We start from the raw sequence: 26,164 nt of genomic DNA on the forward strand, positions 1-26,164 counted from the left end.
TGAAGCGGCCGGCGGCATTCGCCGGGCAGGCCACTTCAGGAAGATGGTACGGATGGTCGAGGGGATTTATTCGCGGGGCTCTAGAAACGCGTTGTCTCGGCCAGCGCCAGTGCGTCGCAACCGGGCGTCAGCGCATAGCGCTCGCGCTGGATGTTCCAGTTTCCTGGGGCGCCCGATATGGAGAAGAGATTGTAGCCGGCCGGCGGCTTGTGGCCGCCCGGTCCCTGCGAGGCCGAGGCGATGCCCACGACGGGCACGGGCTTGGTCTGGCCGGGCAGCCAGTGCACGGTGTCGAGATGGGTATGGCCGTGCAGCACGAGTTCGGCTCCCCCCGTCGAGATCGTCGCGGCGAACCGGCGGATGCCGATCATGCGCTTGTGCAGCGGCGTTGCGCCGCGGATCGGCGGATGGTGGATGAGGACGACGCGGAAGAGACCGGCTTCGCCTGCGGCGCGCAGCATGTTCACGGTCTCGCGCGCCTGCCGGTTGCTGAAATAACCGGAGGCGGCGAAGGGCGGGGTCGCGACGGCCGTCGAGCAGCCGATGATCGCCACCTGGCCGCGCACGCGCAGATAGGGGAAGATGTGCCTGCCTTCCTGCCATTCGGTGGGGCAGGCGTCGCCGCGCATATAGGGATACCAGGCCCGCGTCGATTTTTCGTAGGCGCCGCGCACATAGGCGTCATGGTTGCCCGGAACGACGGACACATTGTCCGGTGTGCCAGCCTCGTGCAGCCAGTGCTTCACCGCGGTGATCTCCATCGAGGAGGCAAGGTTCACGAGGTCGCCGGTGATGGCCAGATGATCGGGGTCATGCCGCTCGATATCCTCCAGAACGAGGTCGAGCGTGTTGGTGAACAGGTGCCGGCGGCGGTTCCGGTGCCAGTTGACGAAGCCGGTAATGCGCTTGGAAAACAGTTCCAGAAAGGTGAGGGCCGGCAGCGGCCCGAGGTGGACGTCCGATATGTGGGCAAGTCTGAACATAGCCCTCCTTAGAACATAAGGTCGTTAAGGGAAACGCAAGGCGTGTATATTCCGGGGTGTTTGCGGCCCGAAGCCTTGATTTGGCCGAAAGGTTCCGGCGAAGTGATGCGATGGACAAAAATGCACCGGCCGTTGCGCCGCCGAAGAAAAGTCTCCTGCTGCGGCTCGCAACGCGGCTGCTGCATGGCTATTTCGCGCTTTCCCGCGGCATGACGATGGGCGTGCGGGCGGCCTGTTTCGATGAGGCCGGGCGCGTCTTTCTCGTGCGCCACAGCTATGTACCCGGCTGGCACCTGCCGGGCGGCGGTATCGAGCGGGGAGAGACGGCGCTCGCGGCGCTGGACAAGGAAATGCGGGAGGAGGGCAACCTTGCCATTGATGCGCCGCCGCGGCTCGTCCAGGTCTACTACAACCGCCAGACCAGCAAGCGCGACCATGTGCTGCTCTATCGCTGCGAGAACGTCACGCAGACCGCGCCGCGCCTCAAGGACCGGGAGATCGTCGAGGTGGGCTTTTTTGCCCTAGATGAACTGCCGGCCGCAACGACTGCTGCGACCCGCCGGCGGCTGGAGGAACTCGCCGGCAGGGCGCCCTTTTCGGATTTCTGGTAGGCTCAGGCTGCCTTCAGGTGCCCGCGGCCGTGCGGGGTGGCAAGCTCGATTTCCGGCCCGACCGGCACGATACCCGTCGGATTGATCGTGCCGTGGCTGCGGTAGTAGTGCTCCTTGATGTGGCGCATGTTCACCGTCTCGGCGATCCCCGGCACCTGGTAGAGTTCGCGCAGATAGCCATAGAGGTTCGGATAGTCGGCGATGCGGCGGATGTTGCATTTGAAATGGCCGACATAGACCGGATCGAAGCGCACCAGCGTGGTGAAGAGCCGCCAGTCGGCCTCGGTGATCCGCTCGCCCGTGAGGTAGCGCTTGCCGGAGAGGCGCTCTTCCAGGCTGTCGAGCATGTCGAAAAGCTTCGTGACGCTGCCTTCATAGGCTTCCTGCGTCGTCGCGAAACCCGCCTTGTAGACGCCGTTGTTGACGGTGTCGTAGATGCTGTCGTTCAGCGCATCGATCTCGGCGCGCAGGATTTCCGGGTAGAAATCGTCACGCGAACCGGTGAGGTGATCGAAGGCGGAGTTGAACATGCGGATGATCTCGGCCGATTCGTTCGAGACCATGCGGTTCTGCTTCTTGTCCCACAACACGGGCACGGTGACGCGGCCGGAATAGTGGGGATCGGCCTTCAGGTAGACTTCATAGAGGGCGCTCGCGCCGAATAGCGGATCAAGCGTGCCGCCGATCTCACCCTTGAACTCCCAGCCCCTTGCCGCCATCAGCGGATCGACCACCGAAACCGTGATGAGGTCTTCCAGCTTCTTCAGCTTGCGGAAGATCAGCGTGCGGTGCGCCCAGGGACAGGCATAGGAAACGTAGAGATGGTAGCGGCCGGCCTCGGCTGCAAAGCCGCCTTCGCCCGTCGGGCCGGGCGCGCCGTCCGGCGTGATCCAGTTGCGGAACTGCGAAGCCGAGCGCTGAAAATGGCCCTTGGTCGCCTTCGTATCGTACCAGACGTCCTGCCAGACGCCATCAACGAGCATGCCCATGATTGTCTCCTTTCGCCGCCTCGACGGTCTGAACTTGCGTTCAAAAGTAGCGCATGGGGGATGGTAAGATAGATGCTTTTTGGTGAACAGTGCGTTTTGCCCTTTGACAGGCGGTAAATTTCTGCTATCCGGCCTAGTCAGGACGGGCGCTGCCGCCCGCGAGGAAGACGATCGACCATGTACACCACAGGAAACCCACGACGACGCTGATGCTCACGCTGCGCCCGCCAAGGCGGTGGCGCGATAACCTGCATCCATAGCTCGCATCCGGTTTCCTGATCCATGAACATGCTCAAGCACGATATCGTCTACCTGACGGAACATGCCTCCCACGACGCAGCCATCGAACATATCAACGAAGAAGCCTTCGGTCCCGGCCGGCATGTTCGCGCCGCCGCCCGTATCCGCGAGCAGGGACCGCATGACCTGTCGCTGTCCTTCGTCTGCACGGATGACGGCGAGACGATCGCCTCGGTGCGCATGACGCCGGTGATGGCGGGCGGGGTGAAGGCGCACCTTCTCGGTCCGCTTGCCGTGCGGCCGTCGCACAAGAACCGGGGCATCGGGCGGGAACTGCTGCGCATCGCCTGCGCTGCGGCGAAGCGCAAGGGTTCGGAAGCCGTCGTCCTCGTCGGCGATCCGCCCTATTACGAACCGCTCGGCTTCGAGAAGGTCGCCTGGAATGCGCTGACCTTCCCTGGCCCGGTCGATCCGGCTCGCGTACTCGTCATGCCCTTTGCAGAAGACACGCACGAGCGGCTGAAGGGTATCATCGCCTGGAGAGGGTGACGAGGGGCGAGCCCCTCGTCGAAGAGCCCTCAATCCTTCAGTTCCATGAAGCGGAGACGGTTCTGGAAGGGGTCGATTACCTCTACTTCCAGCCGCGTGCCCTCGTCCTCGAGGCCCGGCTTCATGTAGCGGTAGTTCTTGCCGATCAGTTCCTTCTGGAAGGCGCGGATGCCCTTCATGTAGACGACCATGTTGCCGCCTGGCGTCGCATCCCCCGCATGTTCGGAAAGATGCAGCCGCAGCCCGCCGCGCGAGACCTGCGTATAGAGCGGGAAATTCTCGCCGTAGCGATGTTCCCAGTCGACGGAAAAGCCGAGGAAGCCGAGGTAGAATTCGTGCGCCTTCGCCACGTCGAAGATACGCACGATGGGCACGGCCTGCTCGAAGGCGATGCCGGTTTCCGGAGGCTTCGCCTCGATTTTTGCCGAGAGGATGTTCCAGGTTTCCACGCCGAACTGGCGGGCGACGATTTCCAGCGCTTCGCTGTGGGAGATTTCGATATTGCGGGCGGCCAGCGTTTCCCGCATGGCTTTCGCCATGGCCTTGGCATCGCGAAAATCGCGCATGTCCGTTCCTTTCGTTCCGGCGAAGTCCCCGTCAGTGCCCGCATTGCCGACGCCTTCGCCCAACGATGAACGGTGGAGAAAGGTTCTTCTGGAGGCGTTCGCCATGCCTTCGAGAAAGGCGCGGGGCTGCCGGCCGCCCCCGGCCGTGCGGCAAGACTAGCCGAAACGCAAAATCAAGGTCAACGCCCTTCGCGATACCACATGGCCGAGAAGGCGAGCAGCAGCAGGCCGACGCCGGCAAAGCCGGCGAAGAGCGGCAGGGAATTGACCCCCTTCAGCACGGTCTCGTCCGTCATGCGCAGCGACAGGCGGTTTTCATCCACCGTGCGTACCTGGCCGGAGACAGGCAGGAGCGGCGGCAGGGAGATGGCTCCGCCGTTCTCGGCGACGAGCCGGCGCACGGTGCCCCTGGTTGCGTCGGCAAGCGGCTTCAACGTTTCGGTCGTCGAGATCGTCGCCTTGAACTCCGGCGCATCGACCGCGCCGACATGGACGAGGGCGCTCAGATCGTCGTTGGTGATCTCGTAGAGGCCGGTCTCGCGGGTCTGCACCTCGGCGCGGTAGAGGCCGGGTTCGGCCTCCGTCAGCGCCACCTGCTGCGTCTCGCCGGACGGCAGCTTCAGCGTGGCTTCACCCGGCACGTCGCCGATCGTCTGGCGGTTGATCTGCAGCGTGCGGCCGAAGGTGCGTGCAGTCAGCGCCTCCTCTTCCAGCGCGGGCTCCTGCATGAGCCAGTGTGCGGTGCGCCGGTAGAGCGAGACATGCGGCCCGCCGCCCTCGAAACCGCGCGCCCAGAGCCAGCCCTGATCGGAGAGCAACATGGCGACGCGGCCCTTGCCGGCGCGGTTCAGCACCAGGAGCGGCTTGCCTTCGTTGGCTTCCATCACGACGTTGCCCAGCGGGCGCTGCACATCGACCGTGCGGAACCAGCGGCCCCAATGCGGCGGTTCCTCGCCCGCGCCTTCCAGGCCACGCGTGACGGGATGCTTGCGGCCCTGCTCCGACAGGCGCGGATAGAAGGGGGCCTCGTTCATCGCGCCGGTCGGCATTGCCGGCAGCACGACGGAGAGCGGCGTGCCGGCGATGGAATCGTTGCCCGCATGCTCCGGTCCGGCCGCGATCAGCAGCGCACCGCCGTTTTCGACATACTGCGCGATGTTGTCATAGTAGAGGATCGGCAGCACGCCGCGGTGCTGGTAGCGATCGAAGATGATGAGGTCGAACTCGTTGATCTTGTCGACGAAGAGTTCGCGCGTCGGGAAGGCGATCAGCGACAGCTCGTTGATCGGCGTGCCGTCCTGCTTTTCCGGCGGACGCAAGATGGTGAAGTGCACGAGGTCGATGGCGGTGTCGGACTTCAGCAGGTTGCGCCAGGCGCGCTCGCCGGCATGCGGCTCGCCCGAGACGAGCAGCACGCGCAGGTTCTCGCGGATCCCCTCGATGACGTGGACCGCGCGGTTGTTCGCCGTGGTGATCTCGTCGTCGACCGGCGCGACCTCGAATTCGAGGATATTGTTGCCGCCGCGCGGCACGGTGAAGCGGAGCGGCTGCTCGGTGCCGGGCTGCGCGATCTCCGAGGCAATCTCGTTGCCGTTGAGGCGGATGGTCACACGGGCAGGCTCGTCCGGGCCGGCGCCGTCGTCCACGACGCGGAATTTCAGCTCCTGCGGTTCGCCGACAATGCCGAAGCGCGGCGCGCTGACCACCTCGATGCGCCGGTCGAATTCGTTCGGCCGGCCGGTGACGAGGGCATGCACCGGCGCGTCGAAACCGGAGAAGGTGGAGGCGTCCGGAATATCGTGCACCTGCCCGTCGGTGATCAGGATCGCGCCGCCGACGCGTGAGCGCGGCACATCGGCGATTGCGGAATTCAGAGCATCGAAGAGGCGCGTGGAGGGCGTCTCGGAGGTGCCGTCGTCGCCTGCCTCCACAATGCGCGGCTCAATGCGCGGATAGCGCGCGAATCGTTCCTTGAGCCCTTCGAGCGCGGCGTTCGTTTGCGCTGTGCGCTCCTCGTTGTCCTGGCTCTGGCTGCGGTCGACGATGACGGGGACGACGGTGGACAGCGCCTCGCGGTCCTCCTGCAGGAAGACCGGATTGGCGAGAGCGAACACCAGCAGCGCCAGCGCCAGCGCGCGGATGATGGAGCCGCGCAGCCCTCGCCAGAAGCCGAGAGCGGCGAGGGCAAGCCCGGCAAGGCCGATGAGGGCGATGGCGATCCACGACAGGAAGGGGGAGAGTTGAAGCGTCATGTCACTGCCCCAGCCGTTCGAGGAGGGCGGGCACATGCACCTGGTCCGCCTTGTAGTTGCCGGTGAGCATGTACATCATGATGTTGACGCCGGAGCGGAAGGCGTGGTCGCGCTGCACCTCGTCCGGCGGCACGGTCGGCAAGAGCGCCATGCCGTTCGCATCGACCGCCCAGGCGCCGGCAAAGTCGTTGCCGGTGATCATGATCGGCGACACGCCGTCGCCGGCACGGGCCGGACGCGACGGATCCTCGGCCCGGTCCAGCTCGGCTTCGATCCAGAGCGGGCTTCCGGCATAGCGGCCGGGGAAGTTTGGAAGCAGGTAGAAGGCCTTGGTCAGGACGTGATCGGCCGGCACCGGCTCCAGCGGCGGAATGTCGAGATTGGCGAGGATCGCCTGCAGGCGCTCGGTATTGGGGCTTGCCGAATTGCCGTCGAGCGAGACGAACTGGTCGCGGGTATCGAACAGCACGGTGCCGCCGTTGCGCATATAGGCATCGATGCGGCTGATAGCGGCGCTGGACGGCATTTCGGCCGTGGCGCTCACCGGCCAGTAGATGATCGGGTAGAGCGCCAGCTCGTCCTTCGAAATATCGATGCCGACCGGCTGGCCGGGCTCCAGCGTCGTGCGATAGGTCAGGAATTCCGTGAGGCCGGCAAGGCCGCGCTCGGAAATTCGGTCCACCTCGCTCTCGCCGGTGACGACATAGGCGATATGCGTCGTGTCGAGCCGTGACAGGATCGTTTCGTCACCGGGCTTGTCATCGGCGGCACGGCTTTCTGAAGGCAGCGCCGTGAGCCCGCCGGCAACCAGCGCCAGCAGCACGGCGGCGGTTGCGCCGCGCTTCGGCATGCGCCGGGTGGCTGCGGCGAAGGCGCCGCCCATGAAGAGCACGATGGCGCAATCGGCAAGCAGCAGCAGGGCGGCGAGGGTGAAGAGATGCGGTTTCAGCGACCAGGTCTCCTTGCCGGCCAGCGGCTCGCGCAGGATTGATGCGCTTTGCGCCACGGCGAGCGGGCGGATTTCATGGCCCGGCGGGAAGAGGTTATGCGCGACATAGCCGTCCTCCGTGCCATAGAGGCCGGGCGGGTTGTCGAAGCTTGCGATCTTCTTCGCGCCATCGGTGGCGGCCAGCGGTTTGGCCTCGCCGGTGGCGGCGGCCAAGGTCCCGTTGGCGGTCATCAGGCGGTAGGGCGGCAGGCCCTGCTTTTCGCCGCCATCGCTGGTCGACACGCCGCCGCCGCGCGAAAGCTGCACGGTGCGGCGGAGCATTTCCACGAAATCGCCGGAAAGCGGCAGGTTGGACCAGCCGGTTTCGGCGCTGATGTGGAACAGCACGATGCGCCCGGAGCCGAGCGGGCCGGTCGTCACCAGCGGCGTGCCGTCGGCAAGGCTTGCCCAGGTGCGTTCGGCAAGGTCCGGCGTCGGTTCGGCAAGCACCTGGCGCTTGATCAGGATGTTTTCCGGCGCGCGCATGCCGAAGAACGGGCTGTTTGCCGGATAGGCGGCAAGCGGCTGCGGCTCGGACCAGGACAGTGCGCCGCCGAGCGCGCGTTCGCCCTTGCGCAGCAGCACCGGCACCAGCGGGTCGTCGGCGGGCGCTGCTGCAAGGCGCGGGCCGGCAAAGCGGATCAGCATGCCGCCGGCCTCGATCCAGCGCTGGACCTTTTCGTGCACATCCTCCGGCAGGCGGCCGATATCGGCCATGATCAGCACGGACGGGTTCTGCTCGAGCAGTTCGGGGATGGCGACCGAAAGGTCGGCAACGCTCGGCTCGATCAGGTCGGCATAGGGCGCAAGCGCCCGGTTGATGTAGTGCAGCGGCGAGAGCAGGGGCTGGCTTGCATCGACCACTTCGCCGGAGAGGAAGGCGACACGGCGGCGGCGGAAGCCATCATCGAGCAGATAGGTGCCGCCGGCATTGGCGAGCCCGTCCACGGTGATGCGGGCGAAATCGTTGCGCAGCTCGAAGGGCGCGGCGATGGTGCCGGTCGCGGTGGTCGTGCCAGCGGCAAAATCGGCCGTGCCGGTGGCGATCGGCCGGCCACGGGAATCGTGCGCCGTCAGCGGCAGGCTGCGCGCCGGGCCGCCATCGAGGCGGCTGAGGGGCACGGAGAGGGCATCAGCGCCGTTGTTGGCCGCGGTGATGGCGATGGCGGATGCCCCGTCGCCCTCGATCAGGCGGAATTCGGCGGGAGCAAGCGCTTGCAGGGCGGAAACGGTGTCGTCTGTCTCGCCTCCCGCCATGCCGTCGCTGAGCAAGGCAAGGGTGCCCGGCGCGGTTCCGTCGAGCGCGGTGCGCAGCGAGGCAATGGCAGCGGCGCGATCGGCCGGCAGCGGCCGGGGCTCGGCGGCGGCAAGGCGGTTGCGCGCCGTTGCGGCATCGACCGGTACGGCATCGTGCTGGCGGTCCGCAGTCAGCACCAGCGCGATCGGCACGTCGCGGCTTTCGGCGTCGTCGATCAGGGTGGCTGCAGTTTCGACGCGCCGCTGCCAGTCGGTGGCGGAAGCCCAGCTGTTGTCGATGACGAGGGCGAGCGGGCCGCTGCTCGCCAGCGTGTTGGTGCGCGGGTTGAAGACCGGGTCTGCGATGGCGAAGATGACCGCGGCGGCCATCGCCATGCGCAGCAGCGTCAGCCACCAGGGGCTTTGCGCAGGCGTTTCCTCGCGCTTCATGATCGAGGCGAGGATGGCGAAGGGCGGAAAGATTTCGACGAGCGGCCTGGGTGGCGTCAGCCGCAGCAGCCACCAGATCACCGGCAGCAGCACCAGCGCCGTCAGCACGGCGGGGAAGGCGAATGCGAATGCGCTCATCGGCCCCGGCCCTCCGTCTTCAGCGTCGGCATGCCGGAGAGATAGGCATGCACGGCGACCAGCGCCTCGGAGGCGAGCCTGTCGGTATGGTGAGTCACGAAGCTCCAGCCGAGATGGCGCAGGTTGTCGGCCAGGGTTTCGCGGCGCGCGACATAGGCGCGGGCATAGTCGTCCTTCAGCGTCTCGGCGCGGCCGGCGGTGAGCTTCTGTCCGCTTTCCGGATCGGTGAATTCGGTGCGTCCGACAAAGGGGAAAATCTCTTCCGCCGGATCGGCGATCTCGACGACATGGCCGGCAAGGCCACGGCGGGCGAGGGGACCGAGGCGTTCGATCACATCCTCGACCGGATCGAGGAAATCGCCGATCAGAACGACATCGCTGTTGCCGCGGATCATGCTCGTATCCGGCAGGCCGCCGGTTGCGGCGTTGTGCATGAGGGCGGTCGCGAGGCGCTCGGCGGCATTGCGCGCGGCGATCGGTTCCATGACGCCGGGGCAGCCGATGCGCTCGCCGGAACGGGCGAGGATTTCGGCAAGCGACAGCATGATGACCAGCGCGCGGCTTTCCTTCGAGACGCTGGCGAAGGTCGATTTATACATCATGGACGGGGAAAGGTCGGCCCAGATCCAGACGGTGTGGGCGGCTTCCCATTCACGGTCGCGCACATAGGTGTGGTCGTCGCGGGCGGAGCGCCGCCAGTCGATGCGCGACAGGCTTTCGCCGTCGACATAGGGACGGAACTGCCAGAAATTCTCGCCGATGCCGCGCTTGCGGCGGCCGTGCCAGCCGGAAATCACCGTATTGGCGATGCGCTGGGCTTCCACCATGCAATCGGGAATGAGGGCAGCCCGGGCCTGCGCCCGCGAGAGCGCCTCGCGGGTCGGGGTCGGTTGGACGATCTGGCCGACGGACGCCATGTGCTTTCCCCGCTCAGCCGCCCGCCTGCCGGACGAGATCTGCGATGACATCGCGAACCGACATGCCCTCCGCCCGCGCGCCGAAAGTCAGCGCCATGCGGTGTTGCAGCACGGGTTCGGCAAGCGCCAGTACGTCGTCGACGGAGGGCGCGAGGCGGCCGTCATAGAGCGCACGGGCTCTGGCGCAGAGCATCATCGCCTGGCCGGCGCGCGGGCCGGGCCCCCAGGCGACATGCTTGTCGGTGGAGGCGACGCCATTGCCGGGGCGGGCGGAGCGCACGAGCGACAGGATCGCGTCGAGCACCTTCTCGCTGACCGGCATCTGGCGGATCAGGGTCTGGATCTCGATGAGACGCGCGGCAGACAGCACGGCCCCGGCATGGGCCTCGCTGACGCCCGTCGTCTCCAGCAGGATCTGCCGTTCGGCGGCCAGCTCGGGATAGTGGACGTCGACCTGCAGCAGGAAGCGGTCGAGCTGGGCTTCCGGCAGTGGATAGGTGCCTTCCTGTTCCAGCGGGTTCTGCGTCGCGAGGACGTGGAACGGCTTCGGCAGGTCGTTCGGCTTGCCGGCGACCGTCACGTGATATTCCTGCATCGCCTGCAGCAGCGCGGATTGCGTGCGCGGCGAGGCGCGGTTGATCTCGTCGGCCATCAGGAGCTGCGTGAAGATCGGGCCGGGCACGAAGCGGAAGGAGCGCTTGCCGTTCTCGTCCTGGTCCATCACTTCCGAGCCGAGAATATCGGAGGGCATGAGGTCCGGCGTGAACTGGACGCGGCTTGCGGAAAGGCCGAGGACGGTGCCGAGCGTGGCGACCAGCTTGGTCTTGGCAAGGCCCGGCACGCCGACGAGCAGCGCATGGCCGCCGGAAAGCACGGCGAGCATGGTCTGCTCGACCACGCTTTCCTGGCCGAAAATGACCTTGGCAACTTCCTTGCGAACAAGGGCGATGTCGGAGAGCGCCCGTTCAGCCGCGGCGACTACCATCTTTTCGTCCAGGCCTGCCTCGGGGGATTTCTGAACGCCCATGGTCGTCTCCTGTGCCGGTTTAGAACGATTGGCGAATCGTGGCTTTGCCGCGTTCGCTCCATACATAGAAAGCTTATTAGCTCACCCGTGGCTGACAAGCGGCCACGAAATGACTATCTCGTGAGTGTATCCACTTTTTCCTCTCGCGGAGATAGGGGTGAACCGGGACGGAACAATGGCAACGGGTGAAATTCGCGAAAGCAGCGATGCGGCAGGACTGGCAGCCTTGATCTCGCGCGCCAGCGCAGAGACGGGCGGGCGCGGCCTGCCGCCGGTAGAGCGCTGGAATCCACCGTTCTGCGGTGACATCGACATGGAAATCCGCGCCGACGGCACGTGGTTCTACCTCGGCACGCCGATCGGCCGTGCGCCGCTGGTGCGACTTTTTTCCACGGTGCTGCGCAAGGACGAGGACGGCAGGACCTATCTGGTGACGCCGGTCGAGAAAGTCGGCATCCGGGTGGTTGATGCGCCTTTCCTGGCGGTCGAGATGAATGTCAGCGGAGAGGGCGACGGACGAACGCTGACCTTCCGCACCAATGTTGGCGATGTGGTGGAGGCTGGGCCGGAACATCCGCTGCGCTTCGTCATCGCCGGAGAAAACAGCGAGCTGAAGCCCTATCTCCTGGTGCGGGGCCGGCTGGAGGCGCTTGTCTCGCGCGCGGTGATGTATGACCTCGTCGCGCTTGGCGAAACCATCGACATCGACGGCGTGGAGATGTTTGCGGTGCGCTCCGGCGGTACGGTCTTTTCCGTCATGCCGGCCGCCGAGCTGGATGCGCTGTCGCGATGAGCTTTCCCTCCTACAGCGCGGCGGAATTTCGCCGCCGGGCGCGATCGCAGATGCACACGCTCGGCGAGGAGAGCTGGCGCGAGCATGGCGACAGCCTGCTCAATCCTTCCGTCATACCCCACATCGAGGGCATGAAGCTGCGCGATGCGGCGGTGCTGATCCCCGTGGTCGACGACGGGGAGGAGGCGCGCGTCATCTTCACCCAGCGCACCACCACCATGCGCAAGCATTCCGGCCAGATCGCCTTTCCGGGCGGAGCGGTCGATGACGACGACGCGGATGTGGAGGAGGCCGCGATGCGCGAGGCGGAGGAGGAGATCAGCCTCGACCGGCGCTTCGTCGAGCCGGTCGGCCGCCTGCCGCACTACAAGGCGCTCTCGGGCTTCTGCATCACGCCGGTGCTGGCGGTCGTGCAGCCCGGTTTCGAGCTGATCCCGAATCCGGCGGAGGTGGAGGCGGTTTTCGACGTGCCGCTCTCCTTCCTCATGGACCCGCGCAATCATGAACAGGGCAGCGGCGTCTGGCTCGGCAGCGAACGGCATTATTATCGCATGCCCTACGAGGGGCATAATATCTGGGGCATCACCGCCGGCATCGTGCGGGTGATCTATGAAAGGCTTTATGCATGACGTCTGTTTCGGGCGAGGCGTGGTTTACCGATCCGGCGCTCGTGCGTGTGCTGGCGCTGCTCAACAGCGACGGCGGCGAGGGGCGTGTGGCGGGCGGAGCCGTGCGCAACAGCCTGATGGGCCTTGCCGTCGCCGATGTCGATATCGCGACCACGCTGCGGCCGGAAACGGTTGTCGAGCGGGCGAAGGCGGCCGGCATCAAGGCCGTGCCGACGGGTATCGAGCATGGCACGGTAACGCTCGTCATCGACGGAAAACCCTTCGAGGTGACGACGCTGCGTCGCGACGTCGTGACGAACGGCCGCCATGCCGAGGTCGCCTTCGGTACCGACTGGCAGACGGATGCCGAGCGGCGCGACCTTACCATCAACGCGCTCTATGCGACGGCGGATGGCAGCGTCATCGATCTGGTGAACGGCCTGCCGGATATCGAGAGCCGCACGGTGCGCTTCATCGGTGACGCCGCTATGCGCATCGCGGAGGATCATCTGCGCATCCTGCGCTTCTTCCGCTTTTTCGCGCTCTACGGCAGCGGCCGGCCGGATGCCGAGGGGCTGAAGGCCTGCGCGCGGGCCAAGGACAAGCTGGGCAAGCTTTCGGCGGAACGGGTCTGGTCCGAGACCAAGAAGTTGCTCGGCGCGCCCGATCCCGGCCGCGCGCTGCTCTGGATGCGGCAGGCGGGTGTGCTCACCGAGATCCTGCCCGAGACGGAAAAGTGGGGCATCGACGCGATTCCCGGCCTGGTGGACGCCGAAAAGGCTTTCGACTGGAAGCCGGATGCGCTGCTGCGCCTTGCATCCATGGTGCCGCCGGATCGCGAGCGGCTGAAGGCGCTCGCCGAGCGCCTTCGCCTGTCCAAGGCCGAGGCGGCGGTTCTCGACTATTGGGCAGCGTCGCCCGAGATTGCGCCGAAACTGGCCGAGACGGCGTTCGACCGGCTGCTCTATCGCAACGGGTCGCAGGGCCTGACCATGCGGTTGAAGCTCGCGCTGGCATCGGCGCGCACGCGCGGTCTCGGCGATCCCGAGGCCCTTGCCTTTGCCGGGCTTTGCCAGCGGCTGCTTGCGCGGTCGGAAAAATGGCAGAAGCCGACATTCCCGCTGAACGGCGCGGATGTGCTTGCCGCCGGAATCGCAGCAGGGCCGAAGGTCGGTGCGGTTCTCGGCGTGATCGAGGACGAATGGGTGGCGGGCAATTTCCATGCCGGCCGGGCAAAGCTGCTTGCCCGGCTCGAAGCACTCGCCAAGGAAGGCTGACGGCCGGAGCCTTCAGGCGGCGTCGGCCGCCTTCTCGTCGACGATGCGTTCCTTGATATGGTCGACCATGCTTTCCCGGATCAGGGTTTCGCCGTGGGTGGTGCGCATGTGCTCGACCGCGCGGCGCACGACCTCGGCATCGTCATCAGCCCGGGTATGCCAGGCGCATCCGGGAACGAGTGAACCGCATTCAAAAAGTCTCATGACTATCTCCTGTCGTTTCAGCGGGACCAGTGTAGCAGACGAGGCCCGACCGGCCAAACCGGGAGCGGGCCTGCGGCCCATGTGGAAACGGCAAAAACAGCCCAAGGGTTCCGCCCCGGCAACGTGTTGACGCCGCACCGGATGCCCGGTCAGTTCGCGTCGTCGTCCTTCGCCCACGCATCGAAGCAGGCGGACGATTGAAATTCCTCGGGCTTGGTATGACGATCGGCGAGGCGATGGACCATGCTCCCGGCAGGCCTCAGATGGGCTTCCACGACGTAGAAGGCGTGCGGAAGATCCATGCGGCTCCCGGCGCGCGTGGTTTCGGCAGAACTGTCGGGAAATGCGGGGGATTGCGGGCCGAGGCCCGTATGCACTGCGCCTTGCACCTTATCGGTCATGACTGGCTCCTCCATGGAAACGTGCGGGCACACATTACCATGGAAGCCGTTCAATCCGTAATCACAACCCTGCTAGCTGGCCCCCGTTGCTTCAGGGCCAGCGCACCACCGGCGGCAGGGAGGACAGGATGGAATCGACATTGCCGCCGGTCTTCAGGCCGAAGATCGTGCCGCGGTCGTAGAGCAGGTTGAACTCCACATAGCGGCCGCGGCGCACGAGCTGTTCGTCGCGATCCTCTTCCGTCCAGCCCTTGTTGAAATTCGAGCGTACGATCCGCGGATAGACCATCGCGAAGGCGCGGCCGACATCCTGCGTGAAGGCGAAGTCCGCATCCCAGCCGCCAAGCTCTTCCGGCGAATGCAGCCAGTCGTAGAAGATGCCGCCGGTGCCGCGCGCCTCGTTGCGATGCTTCAGGAAAAAGTACTCGTCGCACCATTCCTTGTATCGCGCATGGTCGGCGACCGGATGCCGGTTGCAGGTGATTTCCATCGCCTTGTGGAACAGCGCGGTGTCCGGATCGCTCATCTCACGGCGGCGGTCGAGCACCGGCGTCAGGTCTGCGCCGCCGCCGAACCAGCGGCTGGTGGTGACGACCATGCGCGTGTTCATGTGCACGGCCGGAACGTTGGGGTTCACCGGATGGGCGATCAGCGAGATGCCGGAGGCCCAGAAACGCGGGTCTTCGGAGGCGCCGGGAATCTGGCCGCGGAATTCCGGCGAGAACTCGCCGTAGACCGTGGACGTGTGCACGCCGACCTTTTCGAAGACGCGGCCTTCCATCATCGACATGCGGCCACCGCCGCCCGCGCCACCCTCGCGCTGCCAGTCCTTGCCGACGAACCGGCCCGGCGGCTGATCGGAAAGCGGGCCTTCCAGATCGTTCTCGATCGCTTCGAAGCTCGTGCAGATCACATCGCGCAGCTGCTCGAACCAGGCGCGTGCCGCGTTCTTCTTGTCTTCGATATCCTCGGGCAGGCCTTTCGGCAGTTCTGGTCGTTCCATGGTTCTTTCCACTGGCGGCTAGAGGCCGAATCGCATTTTGGCCACACTTTCCAACTTTGCACCATTTGGCAACCAAAAGGGCTCCATCGGCTGGGGATGGCGGGACTCGCAAAAGGCGCGGACCCGACATATCTTTATTCTATCGAATGTGCTGCCAGGAGGAAATCTGCATGGCGCGTGTTCCCGGACCACCCCCTCTCGAAGGGCTCCGGCGCCAGATCGAGCGCAGTCGCCGCGAGAAATCTGCCGGCAACGGCCATTTCGTGCGCGAGACCTTCCGCCTCGAGCGGCAGGCGGCGCGGGAAAAGGCGCGGGAATGGTTCGATCTCTGGCCGAAAGCCGCCTATTGGACGGAGGTGGAGAGCTGGCGAATACTGGAAGGCGACCGCATCGAATTCACCATGCGCCGGCTGCCGAGCGCGGATTGAGGCCGGCCGCAGGGTCGGGAAACGCCTCGAATGCTCTTCTAACGATAGTGTTATCTGCAAGTTCGATTGACGGCGGACCTTCGCGTCCCTATCTTGCCGCCATCGTCATCAACAGAAAGGCGCCGTTGCGGTTCTAAAGCGCGGCTTATCGTCCTTGTTCGAACTCGCGATTGCTGTCTTCCTCATTCTCCTGAATGGGGTTTTTGCCCTTTCCGAACTTTCCATCGTTTCCTCGCGCAAGCCCCGCCTCAAGACCTTGGCGTCCCAGGGTTCGCGTGGCGCTGCGTCGGCGCTGAAGCTTGCGGAAAATCCCGGAAAATTCCTTTCCACAGTCCAGATCGGCATTACCCTGATCGGTATTCTTGCCGGTGCCTTCTCCGGTGCCGCGCTCGGCGGACGCCTGCGTGACATTCTCTATGCCGAGGGTGTGCCGGACTGGCTGGCCGACCCGCTCGGCTACGGTATCGTCATCTTCATCATCACCTTCCTCTCCGTGGTCGTCGGCGAACTGGTGCCCAAGCAGATCGCGCTGCGCAACCCGGAGCGTTATGCCACGCTCGTTGCGCCGGCCATGTCGCTGCTGTCCAAGGTGGGCGCGCCGGCCGTCTGGATCCTCGACGCCTCGACGCGGTTGATCTTCCGTCTGCTTGGCCAGCACTCGGTCTCCGAAAGCGTCGTCACCGACGAGGAGATCAAGACGATCGTCGCGGAGGCGGAAGCGGCTGGCGTGATCGAGGGCGGCGAAAAACTGATGATCGCCGGCGTCATGCGCTTTTCCGACCGCGAGGCCCGCGGCCTCATGACGCCGCGCAACGATGTCGACTGGATCGACCTTGGCGACACGGTCGAGGAAATCCACCAGCAGCTCGTCGAAAGCCAGCATTCCCGCCTGCCGGTTGCCGATGGCGGGCCTGAAACCATTGTCGGCATCGTGCAGAAACGCGAATTGCTTTCCGCGCTTCTGACCGGGCAGCCGCTCGATATCCGCAGCTTCATCCGTCAGGCGCCGATCGTGCCGGATACGATGGATGCGATGCGCGTGCTCGATACGCTGCGCAATTCGGAAGTGCCCATCCTGCTCATCCATGACGAATACGGACACTTCGAGGGCGTGATCACCCCCGCCGACGTGCTGGAGGCGATTGCTGGCGTGTTCCGCGCCGATATCGAGGAAGGCGACGACGACTACGCGGTGCAGCGCGAGGACGGTTCCTGGCTCATTGCCGGTTCCATGCCGATCGACGAGATGGCGGACCGGCTCGGCATGGCGTTGCCGGGGCGGCGCAGCTACCAGACGGCCGCAGGCCTCGTCATCGAATCGCTCCAGAAGCTGCCGAAGACCGGCGAGATCACGGAGTTGCAGGGCTGGCGTTTCGAGGTCGTCGACATGGACGGCCGCCGCGTCGACAAGCTGCTCGCCACGCGCCTCAACTAAATACGGTCGGGTTCGAGCAATCTCGGACCCGGCCCTTCTGCCCCCAGCGTATCGAGCGGATTGCGCAGCGGGCATTCCCGCATGGACAGGCATCCGCAGCCGATGCAGCCGTCGAGCTGGTTGCGCAGCTTGGTGAGCCGCGCAATGCGCTCGTCGAGCAGCCCCCGCCAGCTTTCGGAAAGTTTTCGCCAGTCCTGCGCCGTCAAGGGCCGGTCGTGCGGCAGGATGGCGAGCGCGTCCGCGATCTCGGCGAGGGGAATTCCTGTGCGTTGCGCCACCTTGATCACAGCGACGCGGCGCAGGATGCTGCGGGGGTAGCGCCGCTGGTTGCCGCGGTTGCGCTGGCTGTGGATCAGCCCCTTCGTCTCATAGAAATGCAATGTGGAAACCGCAACCCCGCTGCGCTCGGCGACCTCGCCGACGCTGAGTTCGCGGGGGATTGCATCCTTCGGACATTTTTCTGTCATGGCTGTTGACCTCAACTTTGGTTGAGGTTTTATACAAGCGGCTCCTGCTTGTCCAACACGGAGCAAACACACATGACAGACAGACTGACGATCGCCCTCATCTATGGCAGTGGCCGCAAAGGACGCTTTGCCGATACGATCGCGGGATGGCTGGAGCCGGAACTTGCCGGCTTCGGGCAATATGACATCATCCGCATCGATCCTGTCGGGCTGACCTTCACCCCCGGCGGCCTTGATGAGGCCTCGACTGAGTATGTCGAAAGCCGGATATCGCAGGCGGATGCCTTCCTCATCGTCACGCCCGAATACAACCACGCCTATCCGGCGGCGCTGAAGGCGATCATCGATTGCTGCTTCCGGCCCTGGCATGCCAAGCCCGTTGCGTTTGTCTCCTATGGCGGCATTTCCGGTGGGCTCAGGGCCGTCGAGCAGTTGCGTCTGGTCTTTGCCGAGTTGCATGCCGTGGCGATCCGCGAGACAGTGAGTCTCGCCCATGCCTGGAGTCAGTTCGACCCCGCAGGCAATCCCTTCCGTCCTGGCCAGCTCAACGGCCAGCTTGCCGTGCTCATGAAGCGCCTTGCCTGGTGGGCCGGTGCGCTGAAAGCGGCACGCATCGCAACCCGCTACGACGAGGCCGCCGCATGAAGCCTGAACACTATGCAAGCGCAGAGGTTGCCCGCTCCCCCGAGGAGTACCGGCGCAATGCGACGTTGCTCTTCATCAGCACGCTCACAATCATGTCCGGCGCGACGATTTCCGCCTCGCTGCCGGGCATTGCCGCGCGCTTTTCCGATGTGGAGAACGTGGCGTTGCTCAGCCGGCTGGTGCTGACGCTGCCTGCCGTGTTCATTGCGATGTTCTCACCGGCTGCGGGCTTTCTTGTCGACCGCTTCGGCCGCAAGCCGCTTCTTCTGGCCTCGCTCGCACTTTTCGCCGTTGCGGGCGCTTCCGGCCTCGTCCTCGACACCTTGCCCGGCCTGCTGGTCGGGCGCGCCGTGCTCGGCATAGCGGTCGGCGGCATCATGACGGTGACGACGGCGCTTGTCGGCGATTTCTTCCAGGGGGCGGCGCGCGATCGCTACATGGGCCTGCAGCAGGCCTTCGTCGGCATTGGCGGAACCATCTTCCTGACGGGTGGCGGGTTTCTGGCGGAGGTCCACTGGCGTGGGCCGTTCCTGATCTACATGGTGGCGATCCTGCTGCTGCCGGCGGCAATCGCCTTCCTGCCGGAGCCGCAGCGGGTTCGCGCCACCGGCCCGGTGGTGGAAGAGGGGCGGCTCGACGGGCGCAGCAAGATGCTGCTCGGCGTGCTGTTTCTTGCCGGTGCGGTCAACATGATCGCCTTCTACATGATCCCGACGCAGCTTCCCTTCTATCTGGAACATCTGGGTTTTGCCGCGCCGAGCCTTGCGGGCACGGCCATCGGCGCGGGCCAGCTCGTCGGCGTGATGAGCGCGCTCGTCTTTGCGCCGTTGCGCCGCAAGCTCGGCATCATGGGTGTCTTCGGCCTCGGCTTCGTCTCGGCGGGCCTGTCGTACCTGCTGCTGTCGGGCGCGCAAAGCTATGTCAGCATTCTCGTTGCGATGGCCGTCTCGGGCGTCTGCATGGGGACAATCATGCCGAATTTCGCGGCGGCCGCGATGCTGCTGGCGCCGCCCGCCCTGCGCGGCCGTGTTTCGGGACTGCTTGTGTCGAGTATCTTTGCCGGCCAGTTCCTGTCGCCGATCGTCTCGCAGCCCCTGATCGCGTCATGGGGTTATGGCGGCGCCTATGCCATGGTCGGTGCGGTCGTGCTGGTCTTCGGCGTCGTGGCTTTCATCGTCCGATTGCTGCCGTCGGGCGATGGCTAGGTCAGGAAAAGCGGGTCTGGCGCAGCGCCTCGCCGCAGATCATCGCGGCCGAGAGCGCGATGTTGATGGAGCGCTGGCCTTCGACCATGGGAATGATCACCCGGCCGTCCGCCGTCTCGTGCACGCGGTCCGGAACGCCGGCGCTTTCGCGGCCGAAAAGCAGGATGTCGTCGGGCCGGTAGGTGAAATCCGTGTAGTGCGCGGCCGCCTTGGTGGAGGCGAGTACGAGGCGGCGACCGGTCGTCCGGCGCCATTCCTCGAACCGATCCCAGCTCACATGGCGCGTGAGCGTCACGGCGGCGAGGTAGTCCATGCCGGCCCGCTTCAGGTTGCGGTCGGACAGGTCGAAACCGGCCGGCTCGATAATGTCGACCGACAGGCCGAGGCAGGCGGCAAAACGCAGGATCGTGCCGGTATTGCCGGCAATGTCGGGCTGGTAAAGGGCGATGCGAAGAGCAGACATGGCTATCCGCTAGTCCAGATGTGGCGGCATGGCAACAGAATTGGCCGCAGATGCGAATTCGCGACGAAGTGGCTGGCAAATTACGGCGTTTCGGGTTAACCAAGGCGCATCTGCAACGCGAGAATGGGAGGATCAAGATGAATATCATGCATCGGCTACGCCTCCCGGCTGGATTGACGCCTCTTCTCGCCTAGGCTCCTTGCCATCCAGATTCCCGATCTGCCTTCATTTCAATTTGCCGTGTGACGCTTTCGTTGCCGCATGGCAGTCCTTCCGGAACCCCTTTACCGACCGCGCCGTTTTGCGCCGTCCGCCCCGGTTCCGGCTTTATATTACGGAGAAAGCCATGTTCGGCTGGTTCGAAAGACGTTTGAATCCCTATCCTTCCGAGGCACCTTCGCTACCGCCGAAGGGGCTTCTTGCCTTCCTGTGGCACTATACGCGCCCTGCCGCGCCGTGGCTGGTCCTGCTCGGCTTCTGCTCCATGGTGCTCGGCATCGCGGAAGTCGTGCTGTTCCAGTTCCTCGGCAATATCGTCGACTGGCTGTCGGCCGGTGATCCGAGCACGTTCCTCGCCCGGGAGGGCGACACGCTGGTCTGGATGGCGCTCCTGTTGCTGGTGCTCATTCCGGGCTTCGGCGCGCTGCACACCATGACGATGCATCAGGCGCTTGCGGGCAATTTCCCGATGATCGCGCGCTGGCAGATGCACCGCTACCTGATCCGCCAGAGCATGACCTTCTTCTCCAACGAGTTCGCGGGCCGTGTATCGACCAAGGTCATGCAGACATCGCTTGCCGTGCGCGAGACGGTGATGAAGGTGATCGACGTCTTCATCTATGTCGTGAGCTACTTCATCTCGATGATCGCGATCATCGCCTCGGCGGACCTGCGTCTCGTCGTGCCGCTGCTGGTGTGGTTCGTCGTCTACTGCTGCATCCTGCGCTACTTCGTGCCGAAGCTGATGGTGGTTTCGCGCGAGCAGGCGGATGCGCGCTCGATGATGACGGGCCGGATCGTCGACAGCTACACCAACATCGCCACCGTCAAGCTGTTCTCGCATGCCGGCCGTGAGGAAACCTATGCCCGCGAAGGCATGAACGAGTTCCTCGTGACCGTGCACAAGCAGATGCGCTTCATCACCGGGTTCAACATCGCGATCGACATCAACAACGTCATCGCGATGTTCTTCACGGCGGGTATCGGCATCTACTTCTGGATGGCGGGCGATGTTTCCGTCGGCGCAGTGGCTGTCGCCATCGGTCTTGCCATGCGCATCAACGGCATGTCGCAGTGGGTGATGTGGGAAGTGACCGCGCTGTTTGAAAATATCGGCACGGTCTATGACGGCATGGGCATGATGACCAAGCCGCACGACATCAAGGACGCCCCCGACGCGTCCGCGCTGGCGGCTGCCAAGGGTGCGATCAGCTTCGATCATGTCCGCTTCCACTACGGCAAGAACAAGGGCGCGATCGAGGACCTGACGCTCAATATCGGCGGCGGCGAGAAGGTCGGTCTCGTCGGCCGCTCGGGCGCAGGCAAGACGACGCTGATGAACGTGCTGCTGCGCTTCTATGACCTGGAGTCCGGCAAGATCACGATCGACGGCAAGGACATCGCGACGATCACGCAGGACAGCCTTCGCTCGCAGATCGGCGTGGTGACGCAGGATACCTCGCTGCTGCACCGCTCGATCCGCGACAACATCGCCTACGGCAAGCCGGAGGCGAGCGATGCGGAGATCATCGTGGCGGCCAAGCGGGCGAATGCCTGGGACTTCATCGAAAGCCTCGCCGACCAGCAGGGCCGCTCCGGCCTCGACGCCCAGGTCGGCGAACGCGGCGTGAAGCTCTCCGGCGGCCAGCGCCAGCGTATCGCGATCGCCCGCGTCTTCCTGAAGGACGCGCCGATCCTGGTGCTGGACGAGGCGACCTCGGCGCTCGATTCGGAAGTCGAGGCGGCGATCCAGGAGAACCTCTTTGCCCTCATGGAGGGCAAGACGGTGATCGCCATCGCCCACCGTCTCTCGACGTTGACGGAGATGGACCGCCTCGTCGTGCTCGACAAGGGCCACATCCATGAGACGGGCACCCATGCCGAGCTGGTCGCCAAGGGCGGCATCTACGCCGACCTCTGGACCCGCCAGTCCGGTGGTTTCATCGCCGACGACGCCGAGGCGGAAGCGGCGGCGCAGTAAATAACGAAGGCCGGCCCCGGATATCGGGGCCGGCTTTCGCCTTGCCGATCTTTAATTTGCCCGCTGCGCAAAACGGCCTATACCGGGGACATGATTTTCCGTCCGATCTTCTCCTTCTTCGAGAACTGGATCCAGCCCTTTGCACGGCGCGATGATCTGCGGCCGCCGAAGGGCCTTCTTGCTTTCATCTGGTTCTATGTCAGGCAGGCGAAGGCCCCGTTCGCGGCGCTTCTGGTGCTCGGCGGCATTACGGCGGGCATCGAGGCGGCGACCTTCTGGTTCGTCGGGCGGCTCGTCGATATGCTGGCGACCGTTCAGCCGGGGGCAGGGTGGGGCGGACTGCTTTCGGCCCATGGCACCGAATTGCTGTTGATGCTTACCCTGATCGGTATCGTGCGCTTCGTCGTCGCCTTCCTGACGGCACTCATCGACCAGCAGGTCATTACGCCCGGTTTCTACAATCTGGTGCGCTGGCAGGCCTATGTGCACGTCGCGCGCCAGTCGCTGTCCTTCTTCCAGAACGATTTTTCCGGCCGCATCGTCACCAAGGTCTGGTCGGCGGGGCAGGCGACGGGCGATGTCATCACGTCCTTCATGGAAAGCGTGTGGTTCGTGACGATCTATACGGTCTCGACGCTCGTGCTGCTCGGTCAGCTCGACTGGCGGCTGGCGGCGGTCCTCGTCGTCTGGCTGTTGATCTTCGCCGTGCTGGCGCGCAATTTCGTGCCGCGCATCCGCGAGCAGGCGCGCCAGTCCGCCGAAGCCGGTTCGATGATCAGCGGACGCATGGTCGATGCCTATTCCAACATCCAGACGCTGAAGCTTTTCGGGCGGGACGACGCGAACGACCGTTACATGCGCAACGGCTTCGACATCTTCCAGAGCACGATCCTCAATTTCACGCGATTGCTGACGGCCGTGCGCGCCTCGATGGCGTTCCTTTCCGGCCTGATGATCGCCGGCATGGCCGTGCTGTGCATTCACCTCTGGCTCGGCGGCATCATCAGTTCCGGTGCGGTCGCCTTCACCATGGCGCTGGTGCTGCGGCTGAATTTCCTGCTCAATCGCCTGATGACGCAGCTCAACGGCATCATGCGCAATATTGGCACGATCCAGAATTCCGCCGACCTCATCTCCCAGCCGATCGGCCTCGTCGACCGGCCGGATGCTGTAGCGTTGACCGTCGAGCGCCCGGATGTCCGCTTCGAGAACGTGAGTTTTCACTATGGCCGCAAATCCGGTGTCATCGATGGTCTGACGCTGGCGATCCGGCCGGGCGAAAAGGTCGGCATTGTCGGGCGTTCGGGGGCCGGCAAGTCGACGCTCGTCAACCTGCTTCTGCGTTTCTACGATCTTGAGGGCGGGCGTATCCTTGTCGGCGGACAGGATATCGCCGCGGTCACGCAGGAGAGCCTGCGCGGCAATATCGGCATGGTCAGCCAGGATACGGCGCTGCTGCATCGCTCGATCCGCGACAATGTTCTCTTCGGCAATCCGGCTGCCAGCGAGGCCGAGATGATCGAGGCGGCGAAGAAGGCCGAGGCGCATGACTTCATTCTTGCACTGGAGGACCAGCGCGGCCGGCGGGGCTATGACGCCCATGTCGGCGAGCGCGGCGTCAAGCTTTCCGGCGGCCAGCGCCAGCGTATCGCCATCGCCCGCGTCATGCTGAAGGATGCACCCATTCTCGTTCTGGACGAGGCGACGTCGGCACTCGATTCGGAAGTCGAGGCGGCGATCCAGTCCAATCTGGATCGGCTCATGCGCGGCAAAACCGTGCTCGCCATCGCCCATCGACTGTCCACCATCGCCGCGCTCGACCGCCTGATCGTCATGGATCGCGGCCGTATCGTGGAGGAGGGCAGGCATGCGGACCTCGTCGCGAGCGGCGGGCTCTATGCGGATCTCTGGTCACGCCAGTCGGGTGGCTTCCTGGGGCACGAGGCGGCGGCGCAATAGCGCGGTCGCGCGTCGTTTTTCGCGCGCGTTTTCAGCCGGGAAGCGCTGGATGTTCAAGGCGATGCCTGCGTCCTGTCAAGATGCCGGCTTTTTCCCGCGACAATGTGCCCACCTCCCCTTGCCAAGGCTAGACATAATTTGCGATCAAGCATAGAACGCGCCGGATTGACGGGGAATCTAAGGCCGTATTGTGTCCGGATGTTGCCGGTTTTCAAAGGGGCATTGCGGTTTCCGCAGACATTGCGTGAGAGGATGGTTTAGCCGTGAGCGAACACGAGACAACAAGCGAATCCCATGGCGAGCCCACTCGCCGCGATTTTCTTTACCTGACCACCGGTATGGCGGGCGTCGTGGGCGGCGTTGCGGTCGCTTGGCCGTTTATCGACCAGATGCGTCCGGATGCGTCCACGCTGGCGCTCGCCTCCATCGAGGTCGATGTCTCCAGCCTTGAGCCGGGCATGTCGCTGACGGTCAAGTGGCGCGGCAAGCCGGTCTTCATCCGTAACCGCACGGACAAGGAAGTCGAAGAGGCGAAGGCCGTCCAGCTTTCCGACCTCAAGGACCCGGCTGCCCGTAATGCCAACATCGCTCCCGATGCGCAGGCGACTGACCTCGACCGCTCCGCCGGCGATGGCAAGGAAAACTGGATCGTCATGATCGGTTCCTGCACCCATCTCGGCTGTGTTCCGCTCGGCCAGGCCGGGGATTTCGGCGGTTGGTTCTGTCCCTGCCACGGTTCTCACTACGACACCGCCGGACGTATCCGTAAGGGCCCGGCGCCCGAGAATCTTCCCGTGCCGACCTTCGCGTTTGTATCCGACACAGTTATCAAGATCGGTTGAGGGGACTACTGATTATGAGTGCTGAACATTCAACCTACCAGCCGACGACTGGCATCGAAAAATGGGTCGACTCGCGCCTGCCTCTGCCGCGCATGGTCCATGACAGCTTCGTCTCCTACCCGGTTCCGCGCAACCTGAACTATGCCTACACCTTCGGCGCCATGCTGTCGGTAATGCTGGTCGTGCAGATCCTGACCGGTATCGTTCTGGCCATGCATTATGCGGCCGAAACCACCGTCGCGTTCAACTCGGTCGAGAAGATCATGCGCGACGTGAACCACGGCTGGCTGCTGCGCTACATGCACGCCAACGGCGCGTCGTTCTTCTTCATCGCGGTCTATCTGCACATTGCCCGCGGCCTCTACTACGGCTCCTACAAGGCGCCGCGCGAAATCCTCTGGATTCTCGGCGTGGTCATCTATCTCCTGATGATGGCGACGGGCTTCATGGGCTACGTTCTGCCCTGGGGTCAGATGTCCTTCTGGGGTGCGACGGTTATCACCGGCTTCTTCTCCGCCTTCCCGTGGGTCGGCGAGTGGATCCAGCAGTTCCTGCTCGGCGGCTTTGCGGTCGACAATCCGACGCTGAACCGCTTCTTCGCGCTGCACTATCTGCTGCCGTTCATGATCGCCGGCGTCGTCATCCTGCACGTCTGGGCGCTGCACGTCGTTGGCCAGACGAACCCGACCGGCGTCGAAGTGAAGTCCAAGACCGATACGGTCGCCTTCACGCCCTACGCGACGCTCAAGGATGCCCTCGGCGTTTCGGTCTTCCTGCTCGTCTTCGCCTGGTTCGTCTTCTACATGCCGAACTATCTCGGCCATCCGGACAACTACATTCCGGCTGACCCGCTGAAGACCCCGGCTCACATCGTTCCGGAATGGTACTACCTGCCGTTCTACGCGATGCTGCGCGCAATCACCTTCAATATCGGCCCGATCGACTCGAAGCTTGGCGGCGTTCTGGTGATGTTCGGTGCGATCATCGTGCTGTTCTTCCTGCCCTGGCTCGACACATCGAAGGTTCGTTCCGCCGTCTACCGCCCGTGGTACAAGTTGTTCTTCTGGATCTTCGTGGCCAACGCCATCCTGCTCGGCTGGCTCGGCGCCATGCCTGCTGAAGGCATCTACGTCATCCTCTCGCAGCTCGGTACGCTCTACTACTTTGGCTTCTTCATCGTCATCATGCCGCTTCTCGGCCTGATCGAAACCCCGAAGCGCATTCCGAATTCGATCACGGAAGCGGTTCTGGAAAAGAAGAACGCCAAGGCGGCCAAGGCCTGATAGCG

Annotated in this window: 25 protein-coding genes; 13 read left to right on the top strand and 12 right to left on the bottom strand. The window is 64.6% G+C overall.

From position 1 onward, the window contains the following. Positions 1-80 precede the first annotated feature (80 nt). Positions 81-983 (bottom strand): metallophosphoesterase family protein, encoded by a 903-nt coding sequence (locus WA950_RS01425; RefSeq protein WP_424549886.1) that lies wholly within the window; start codon positions 981-983, stop codon positions 81-83. 110 nt (positions 984-1,093) lie between these two features. Between WA950_RS01425 and WA950_RS01430 the strand changes: the two genes are divergently transcribed. Further along, positions 1,094-1,594 carry an NUDIX domain-containing protein gene (locus WA950_RS01430; protein WP_424549887.1) on the top strand — a complete coding sequence of 167 codons (501 nt, stop codon included), beginning with the start codon at positions 1,094-1,096 and terminating at the stop codon, positions 1,592-1,594. Between the two features lie 2 nt (positions 1,595-1,596). On the opposite strand, the gene WA950_RS01435 is transcribed toward WA950_RS01430, so the two are convergent. Then, complete coding sequence (locus WA950_RS01435; RefSeq protein WP_424549888.1) at positions 1,597-2,583, bottom strand: glutathione S-transferase family protein; 987 nt, start codon at positions 2,581-2,583, stop codon at positions 1,597-1,599. Between the two features lie 288 nt (positions 2,584-2,871). On the opposite strand from WA950_RS01435, the gene WA950_RS01440 reads away from it, so the two are divergent. Next, positions 2,872-3,372: a GNAT family N-acetyltransferase gene (locus WA950_RS01440; RefSeq protein WP_424550054.1), complete on the top strand. Its 501-nt coding sequence runs from the start codon at positions 2,872-2,874 to the stop codon at positions 3,370-3,372. A 29-nt stretch (positions 3,373-3,401) separates the two neighbouring features. Here WA950_RS01440 and WA950_RS01445 read toward each other — a convergent pair whose 3' ends face one another. The 5 genes from WA950_RS01445 to WA950_RS01465 form a co-directional block, all read right to left on the bottom strand. Continuing rightward, positions 3,402-3,938, bottom strand: coding sequence for a glyoxalase superfamily protein (locus tag WA950_RS01445; protein ID WP_424549889.1), 537 nt, complete (start codon positions 3,936-3,938; stop codon positions 3,402-3,404). A gap of 179 nt (positions 3,939-4,117) precedes the next feature. Continuing rightward, positions 4,118-6,190: a hypothetical protein gene (locus WA950_RS01450; RefSeq protein ID WP_424549890.1), complete on the bottom strand. Its 2,073-nt coding sequence runs from the start codon at positions 6,188-6,190 to the stop codon at positions 4,118-4,120. Position 6,191: 1 nt separating this feature from the next. Further along, a complete protein-coding gene (locus WA950_RS01455) occupies positions 6,192-9,002 on the bottom strand; it encodes a DUF4159 domain-containing protein (protein ID WP_424549891.1) in 2,811 nt (936 codons plus the stop codon). Next, the gene (locus tag WA950_RS01460) at positions 8,999-9,919 is read right to left on the bottom strand and encodes a DUF58 domain-containing protein (protein ID WP_424549892.1); all 921 of its coding nucleotides are present in this window, start codon (positions 9,917-9,919) and stop codon (positions 8,999-9,001) included. Before WA950_RS01460 ends, WA950_RS01455 begins: the two co-directional genes overlap by 4 nt. 13 nt (positions 9,920-9,932) lie before the next feature. After that, entirely contained in the window at positions 9,933-10,946 is a 1,014-nt protein-coding gene (locus WA950_RS01465) for an AAA family ATPase (protein ID WP_424549893.1), read from the bottom strand. A 175-nt stretch (positions 10,947-11,121) separates the two neighbouring features. Here WA950_RS01465 and WA950_RS01470 point away from each other — a divergent pair, with 175 nt between their 5' ends. From WA950_RS01470 to WA950_RS01480, 3 genes are read left to right on the top strand one after another with little or no spacing between them, the layout of a single operon-like run. Then, positions 11,122-11,739, top strand: a complete 618-nt coding sequence (locus WA950_RS01470) for a DUF1285 domain-containing protein (RefSeq protein ID WP_424549894.1) — start codon at positions 11,122-11,124, stop codon at positions 11,737-11,739. Next, entirely contained in the window at positions 11,736-12,368 is a 633-nt protein-coding gene (locus WA950_RS01475) for a CoA pyrophosphatase (protein WP_424549895.1), read from the top strand. The genes WA950_RS01470 and WA950_RS01475 overlap by 4 nt, the downstream gene beginning before the upstream one ends. Further along, a complete protein-coding gene (locus WA950_RS01480) occupies positions 12,365-13,624 on the top strand; it encodes a CCA tRNA nucleotidyltransferase (protein ID WP_424549896.1) in 1,260 nt (419 codons plus the stop codon). Before WA950_RS01475 ends, WA950_RS01480 begins: the two co-directional genes overlap by 4 nt. 12 nt (positions 13,625-13,636) lie before the next feature. Here WA950_RS01480 and WA950_RS01485 read toward each other — a convergent pair whose 3' ends face one another. From WA950_RS01485 to hemF, 3 genes are all read right to left on the bottom strand, one after another. Next, entirely contained in the window at positions 13,637-13,828 is a 192-nt protein-coding gene (locus tag WA950_RS01485; protein WP_424549897.1) for a DUF1059 domain-containing protein, read from the bottom strand. A gap of 149 nt (positions 13,829-13,977) precedes the next feature. Next, positions 13,978-14,229 (bottom strand): hypothetical protein, encoded by a 252-nt coding sequence (locus WA950_RS01490; protein ID WP_424549898.1) that lies wholly within the window; start codon positions 14,227-14,229, stop codon positions 13,978-13,980. A 91-nt stretch (positions 14,230-14,320) separates the two neighbouring features. Further along, positions 14,321-15,232: an oxygen-dependent coproporphyrinogen oxidase gene (gene hemF / locus WA950_RS01495; protein WP_424549899.1), complete on the bottom strand. Its 912-nt coding sequence runs from the start codon at positions 15,230-15,232 to the stop codon at positions 14,321-14,323. A gap of 170 nt (positions 15,233-15,402) precedes the next feature. On the opposite strand from hemF, the gene WA950_RS01500 reads away from it, so the two are divergent. Then, positions 15,403-15,660 (top strand): hypothetical protein, encoded by a 258-nt coding sequence (locus WA950_RS01500; RefSeq protein WP_424549900.1) that lies wholly within the window; start codon positions 15,403-15,405, stop codon positions 15,658-15,660. 154 nt (positions 15,661-15,814) lie between these two features. Then, positions 15,815-17,095, top strand: a complete 1,281-nt coding sequence (locus WA950_RS01505) for a hemolysin family protein (RefSeq protein WP_424549901.1) — start codon at positions 15,815-15,817, stop codon at positions 17,093-17,095. Here WA950_RS01505 and soxR read toward each other — a convergent pair. Further along, positions 17,092-17,562 carry a redox-sensitive transcriptional activator SoxR gene (soxR, locus tag WA950_RS01510; protein ID WP_424549902.1) on the bottom strand — a complete coding sequence of 157 codons (471 nt, stop codon included), beginning with the start codon at positions 17,560-17,562 and terminating at the stop codon, positions 17,092-17,094. The two genes, WA950_RS01505 and soxR, sit on opposite strands and share 4 nt — an antisense overlap. Positions 17,563-17,634: 72 nt before the next feature. Between soxR and WA950_RS01515 the strand changes: the two genes are divergently transcribed. Both WA950_RS01515 and WA950_RS01520 read left to right on the top strand, forming a co-directional pair. Further along, the gene (locus WA950_RS01515; RefSeq protein ID WP_424549903.1) at positions 17,635-18,207 is read left to right on the top strand and encodes an NADPH-dependent FMN reductase; all 573 of its coding nucleotides are present in this window, start codon (positions 17,635-17,637) and stop codon (positions 18,205-18,207) included. After that, positions 18,204-19,412 (top strand): MFS transporter, encoded by a 1,209-nt coding sequence (locus WA950_RS01520; protein WP_424549904.1) that lies wholly within the window; start codon positions 18,204-18,206, stop codon positions 19,410-19,412. The genes WA950_RS01515 and WA950_RS01520 overlap by 4 nt, the downstream gene beginning before the upstream one ends. Position 19,413: 1 nt before the next feature. On the opposite strand, the gene WA950_RS01525 is transcribed toward WA950_RS01520, so the two are convergent. After that, positions 19,414-19,875 carry a tRNA (cytidine(34)-2'-O)-methyltransferase gene (locus tag WA950_RS01525; RefSeq protein WP_424549905.1) on the bottom strand — a complete coding sequence of 154 codons (462 nt, stop codon included), beginning with the start codon at positions 19,873-19,875 and terminating at the stop codon, positions 19,414-19,416. A gap of 346 nt (positions 19,876-20,221) precedes the next feature. Between WA950_RS01525 and WA950_RS01530 the strand changes: the two genes are divergently transcribed. The 4 genes from WA950_RS01530 (at position 20,222) to WA950_RS01545 (ending at position 26,159) form a co-directional block, all read left to right on the top strand. Continuing rightward, the gene (locus tag WA950_RS01530; RefSeq protein ID WP_424549906.1) at positions 20,222-22,075 is read left to right on the top strand and encodes an ABC transporter ATP-binding protein; all 1,854 of its coding nucleotides are present in this window, start codon (positions 20,222-20,224) and stop codon (positions 22,073-22,075) included. 90 nt (positions 22,076-22,165) lie between these two features. After that, entirely contained in the window at positions 22,166-24,034 is a 1,869-nt protein-coding gene (locus WA950_RS01535) for an ABC transporter ATP-binding protein (protein ID WP_424549907.1), read from the top strand. A gap of 263 nt (positions 24,035-24,297) precedes the next feature. Then, positions 24,298-24,876, top strand: coding sequence for a ubiquinol-cytochrome c reductase iron-sulfur subunit (gene petA / locus WA950_RS01540; RefSeq protein ID WP_424549908.1), 579 nt, complete (start codon positions 24,298-24,300; stop codon positions 24,874-24,876). 14 nt (positions 24,877-24,890) lie between these two features. Next, positions 24,891-26,159 carry a cytochrome b gene (locus tag WA950_RS01545; protein ID WP_424549909.1) on the top strand — a complete coding sequence of 423 codons (1,269 nt, stop codon included), beginning with the start codon at positions 24,891-24,893 and terminating at the stop codon, positions 26,157-26,159. Positions 26,160-26,164 lie beyond the last annotated feature (5 nt).

This window comes from Shinella sp. (genome assembly GCF_049651085.1).
Classification (GTDB): domain Bacteria; phylum Pseudomonadota; class Alphaproteobacteria; order Rhizobiales; family Rhizobiaceae; genus Shinella.

Excerpts from the sequence above, each read along its gene's own strand:
- WA950_RS01425 (WP_424549886.1), bottom strand. The coding sequence starts at position 983 with ATGTTCAGACTTGCCCACATATCGGACGTCCACCTCGGGCCGCTGCCG.
- WA950_RS01455 (WP_424549891.1), bottom strand. The coding sequence starts at position 9,002 with ATGAGCGCATTCGCATTCGCCTTCCCCGCCGTGCTGACGGCGCTGGTG.
- WA950_RS01480 (WP_424549896.1), top strand. The coding sequence starts at position 12,365 with ATGACGTCTGTTTCGGGCGAGGCGTGGTTTACCGATCCGGCGCTCGTG.
- WA950_RS01490 (WP_424549898.1), bottom strand. The coding sequence starts at position 14,229 with ATGACCGATAAGGTGCAAGGCGCAGTGCATACGGGCCTCGGCCCGCAA.
- WA950_RS01460 (WP_424549892.1), bottom strand. The coding sequence starts at position 9,919 with ATGGCGTCCGTCGGCCAGATCGTCCAACCGACCCCGACCCGCGAGGCG.
- WA950_RS01435 (WP_424549888.1), bottom strand. The coding sequence starts at position 2,583 with ATGGGCATGCTCGTTGATGGCGTCTGGCAGGACGTCTGGTACGATACG.
- WA950_RS01450 (WP_424549890.1), bottom strand. The coding sequence starts at position 6,190 with ATGACGCTTCAACTCTCCCCCTTCCTGTCGTGGATCGCCATCGCCCTC.
- WA950_RS01530 (WP_424549906.1), top strand. The coding sequence starts at position 20,222 with ATGTTCGGCTGGTTCGAAAGACGTTTGAATCCCTATCCTTCCGAGGCA.
- WA950_RS01545 (WP_424549909.1), top strand. The coding sequence starts at position 24,891 with ATGAGTGCTGAACATTCAACCTACCAGCCGACGACTGGCATCGAAAAA.
- soxR (WP_424549902.1), bottom strand. The coding sequence starts at position 17,562 with ATGACAGAAAAATGTCCGAAGGATGCAATCCCCCGCGAACTCAGCGTC.
- WA950_RS01525 (WP_424549905.1), bottom strand. The coding sequence starts at position 19,875 with ATGTCTGCTCTTCGCATCGCCCTTTACCAGCCCGACATTGCCGGCAAT.
- WA950_RS01520 (WP_424549904.1), top strand. The coding sequence starts at position 18,204 with ATGAAGCCTGAACACTATGCAAGCGCAGAGGTTGCCCGCTCCCCCGAG.
- WA950_RS01475 (WP_424549895.1), top strand. The coding sequence starts at position 11,736 with ATGAGCTTTCCCTCCTACAGCGCGGCGGAATTTCGCCGCCGGGCGCGA.
- hemF (WP_424549899.1), bottom strand. The coding sequence starts at position 15,232 with ATGGAACGACCAGAACTGCCGAAAGGCCTGCCCGAGGATATCGAAGAC.
- WA950_RS01430 (WP_424549887.1), top strand. The coding sequence starts at position 1,094 with ATGGACAAAAATGCACCGGCCGTTGCGCCGCCGAAGAAAAGTCTCCTG.
- WA950_RS01500 (WP_424549900.1), top strand. The coding sequence starts at position 15,403 with ATGGCGCGTGTTCCCGGACCACCCCCTCTCGAAGGGCTCCGGCGCCAG.
- WA950_RS01465 (WP_424549893.1), bottom strand. The coding sequence starts at position 10,946 with ATGGGCGTTCAGAAATCCCCCGAGGCAGGCCTGGACGAAAAGATGGTA.
- WA950_RS01445 (WP_424549889.1), bottom strand. The coding sequence starts at position 3,938 with ATGCGCGATTTTCGCGATGCCAAGGCCATGGCGAAAGCCATGCGGGAA.
- WA950_RS01470 (WP_424549894.1), top strand. The coding sequence starts at position 11,122 with ATGGCAACGGGTGAAATTCGCGAAAGCAGCGATGCGGCAGGACTGGCA.
- WA950_RS01515 (WP_424549903.1), top strand. The coding sequence starts at position 17,635 with ATGACAGACAGACTGACGATCGCCCTCATCTATGGCAGTGGCCGCAAA.
- WA950_RS01485 (WP_424549897.1), bottom strand. The coding sequence starts at position 13,828 with ATGAGACTTTTTGAATGCGGTTCACTCGTTCCCGGATGCGCCTGGCAT.
- WA950_RS01440 (WP_424550054.1), top strand. The coding sequence starts at position 2,872 with ATGCTCAAGCACGATATCGTCTACCTGACGGAACATGCCTCCCACGAC.
- WA950_RS01535 (WP_424549907.1), top strand. The coding sequence starts at position 22,166 with ATGATTTTCCGTCCGATCTTCTCCTTCTTCGAGAACTGGATCCAGCCC.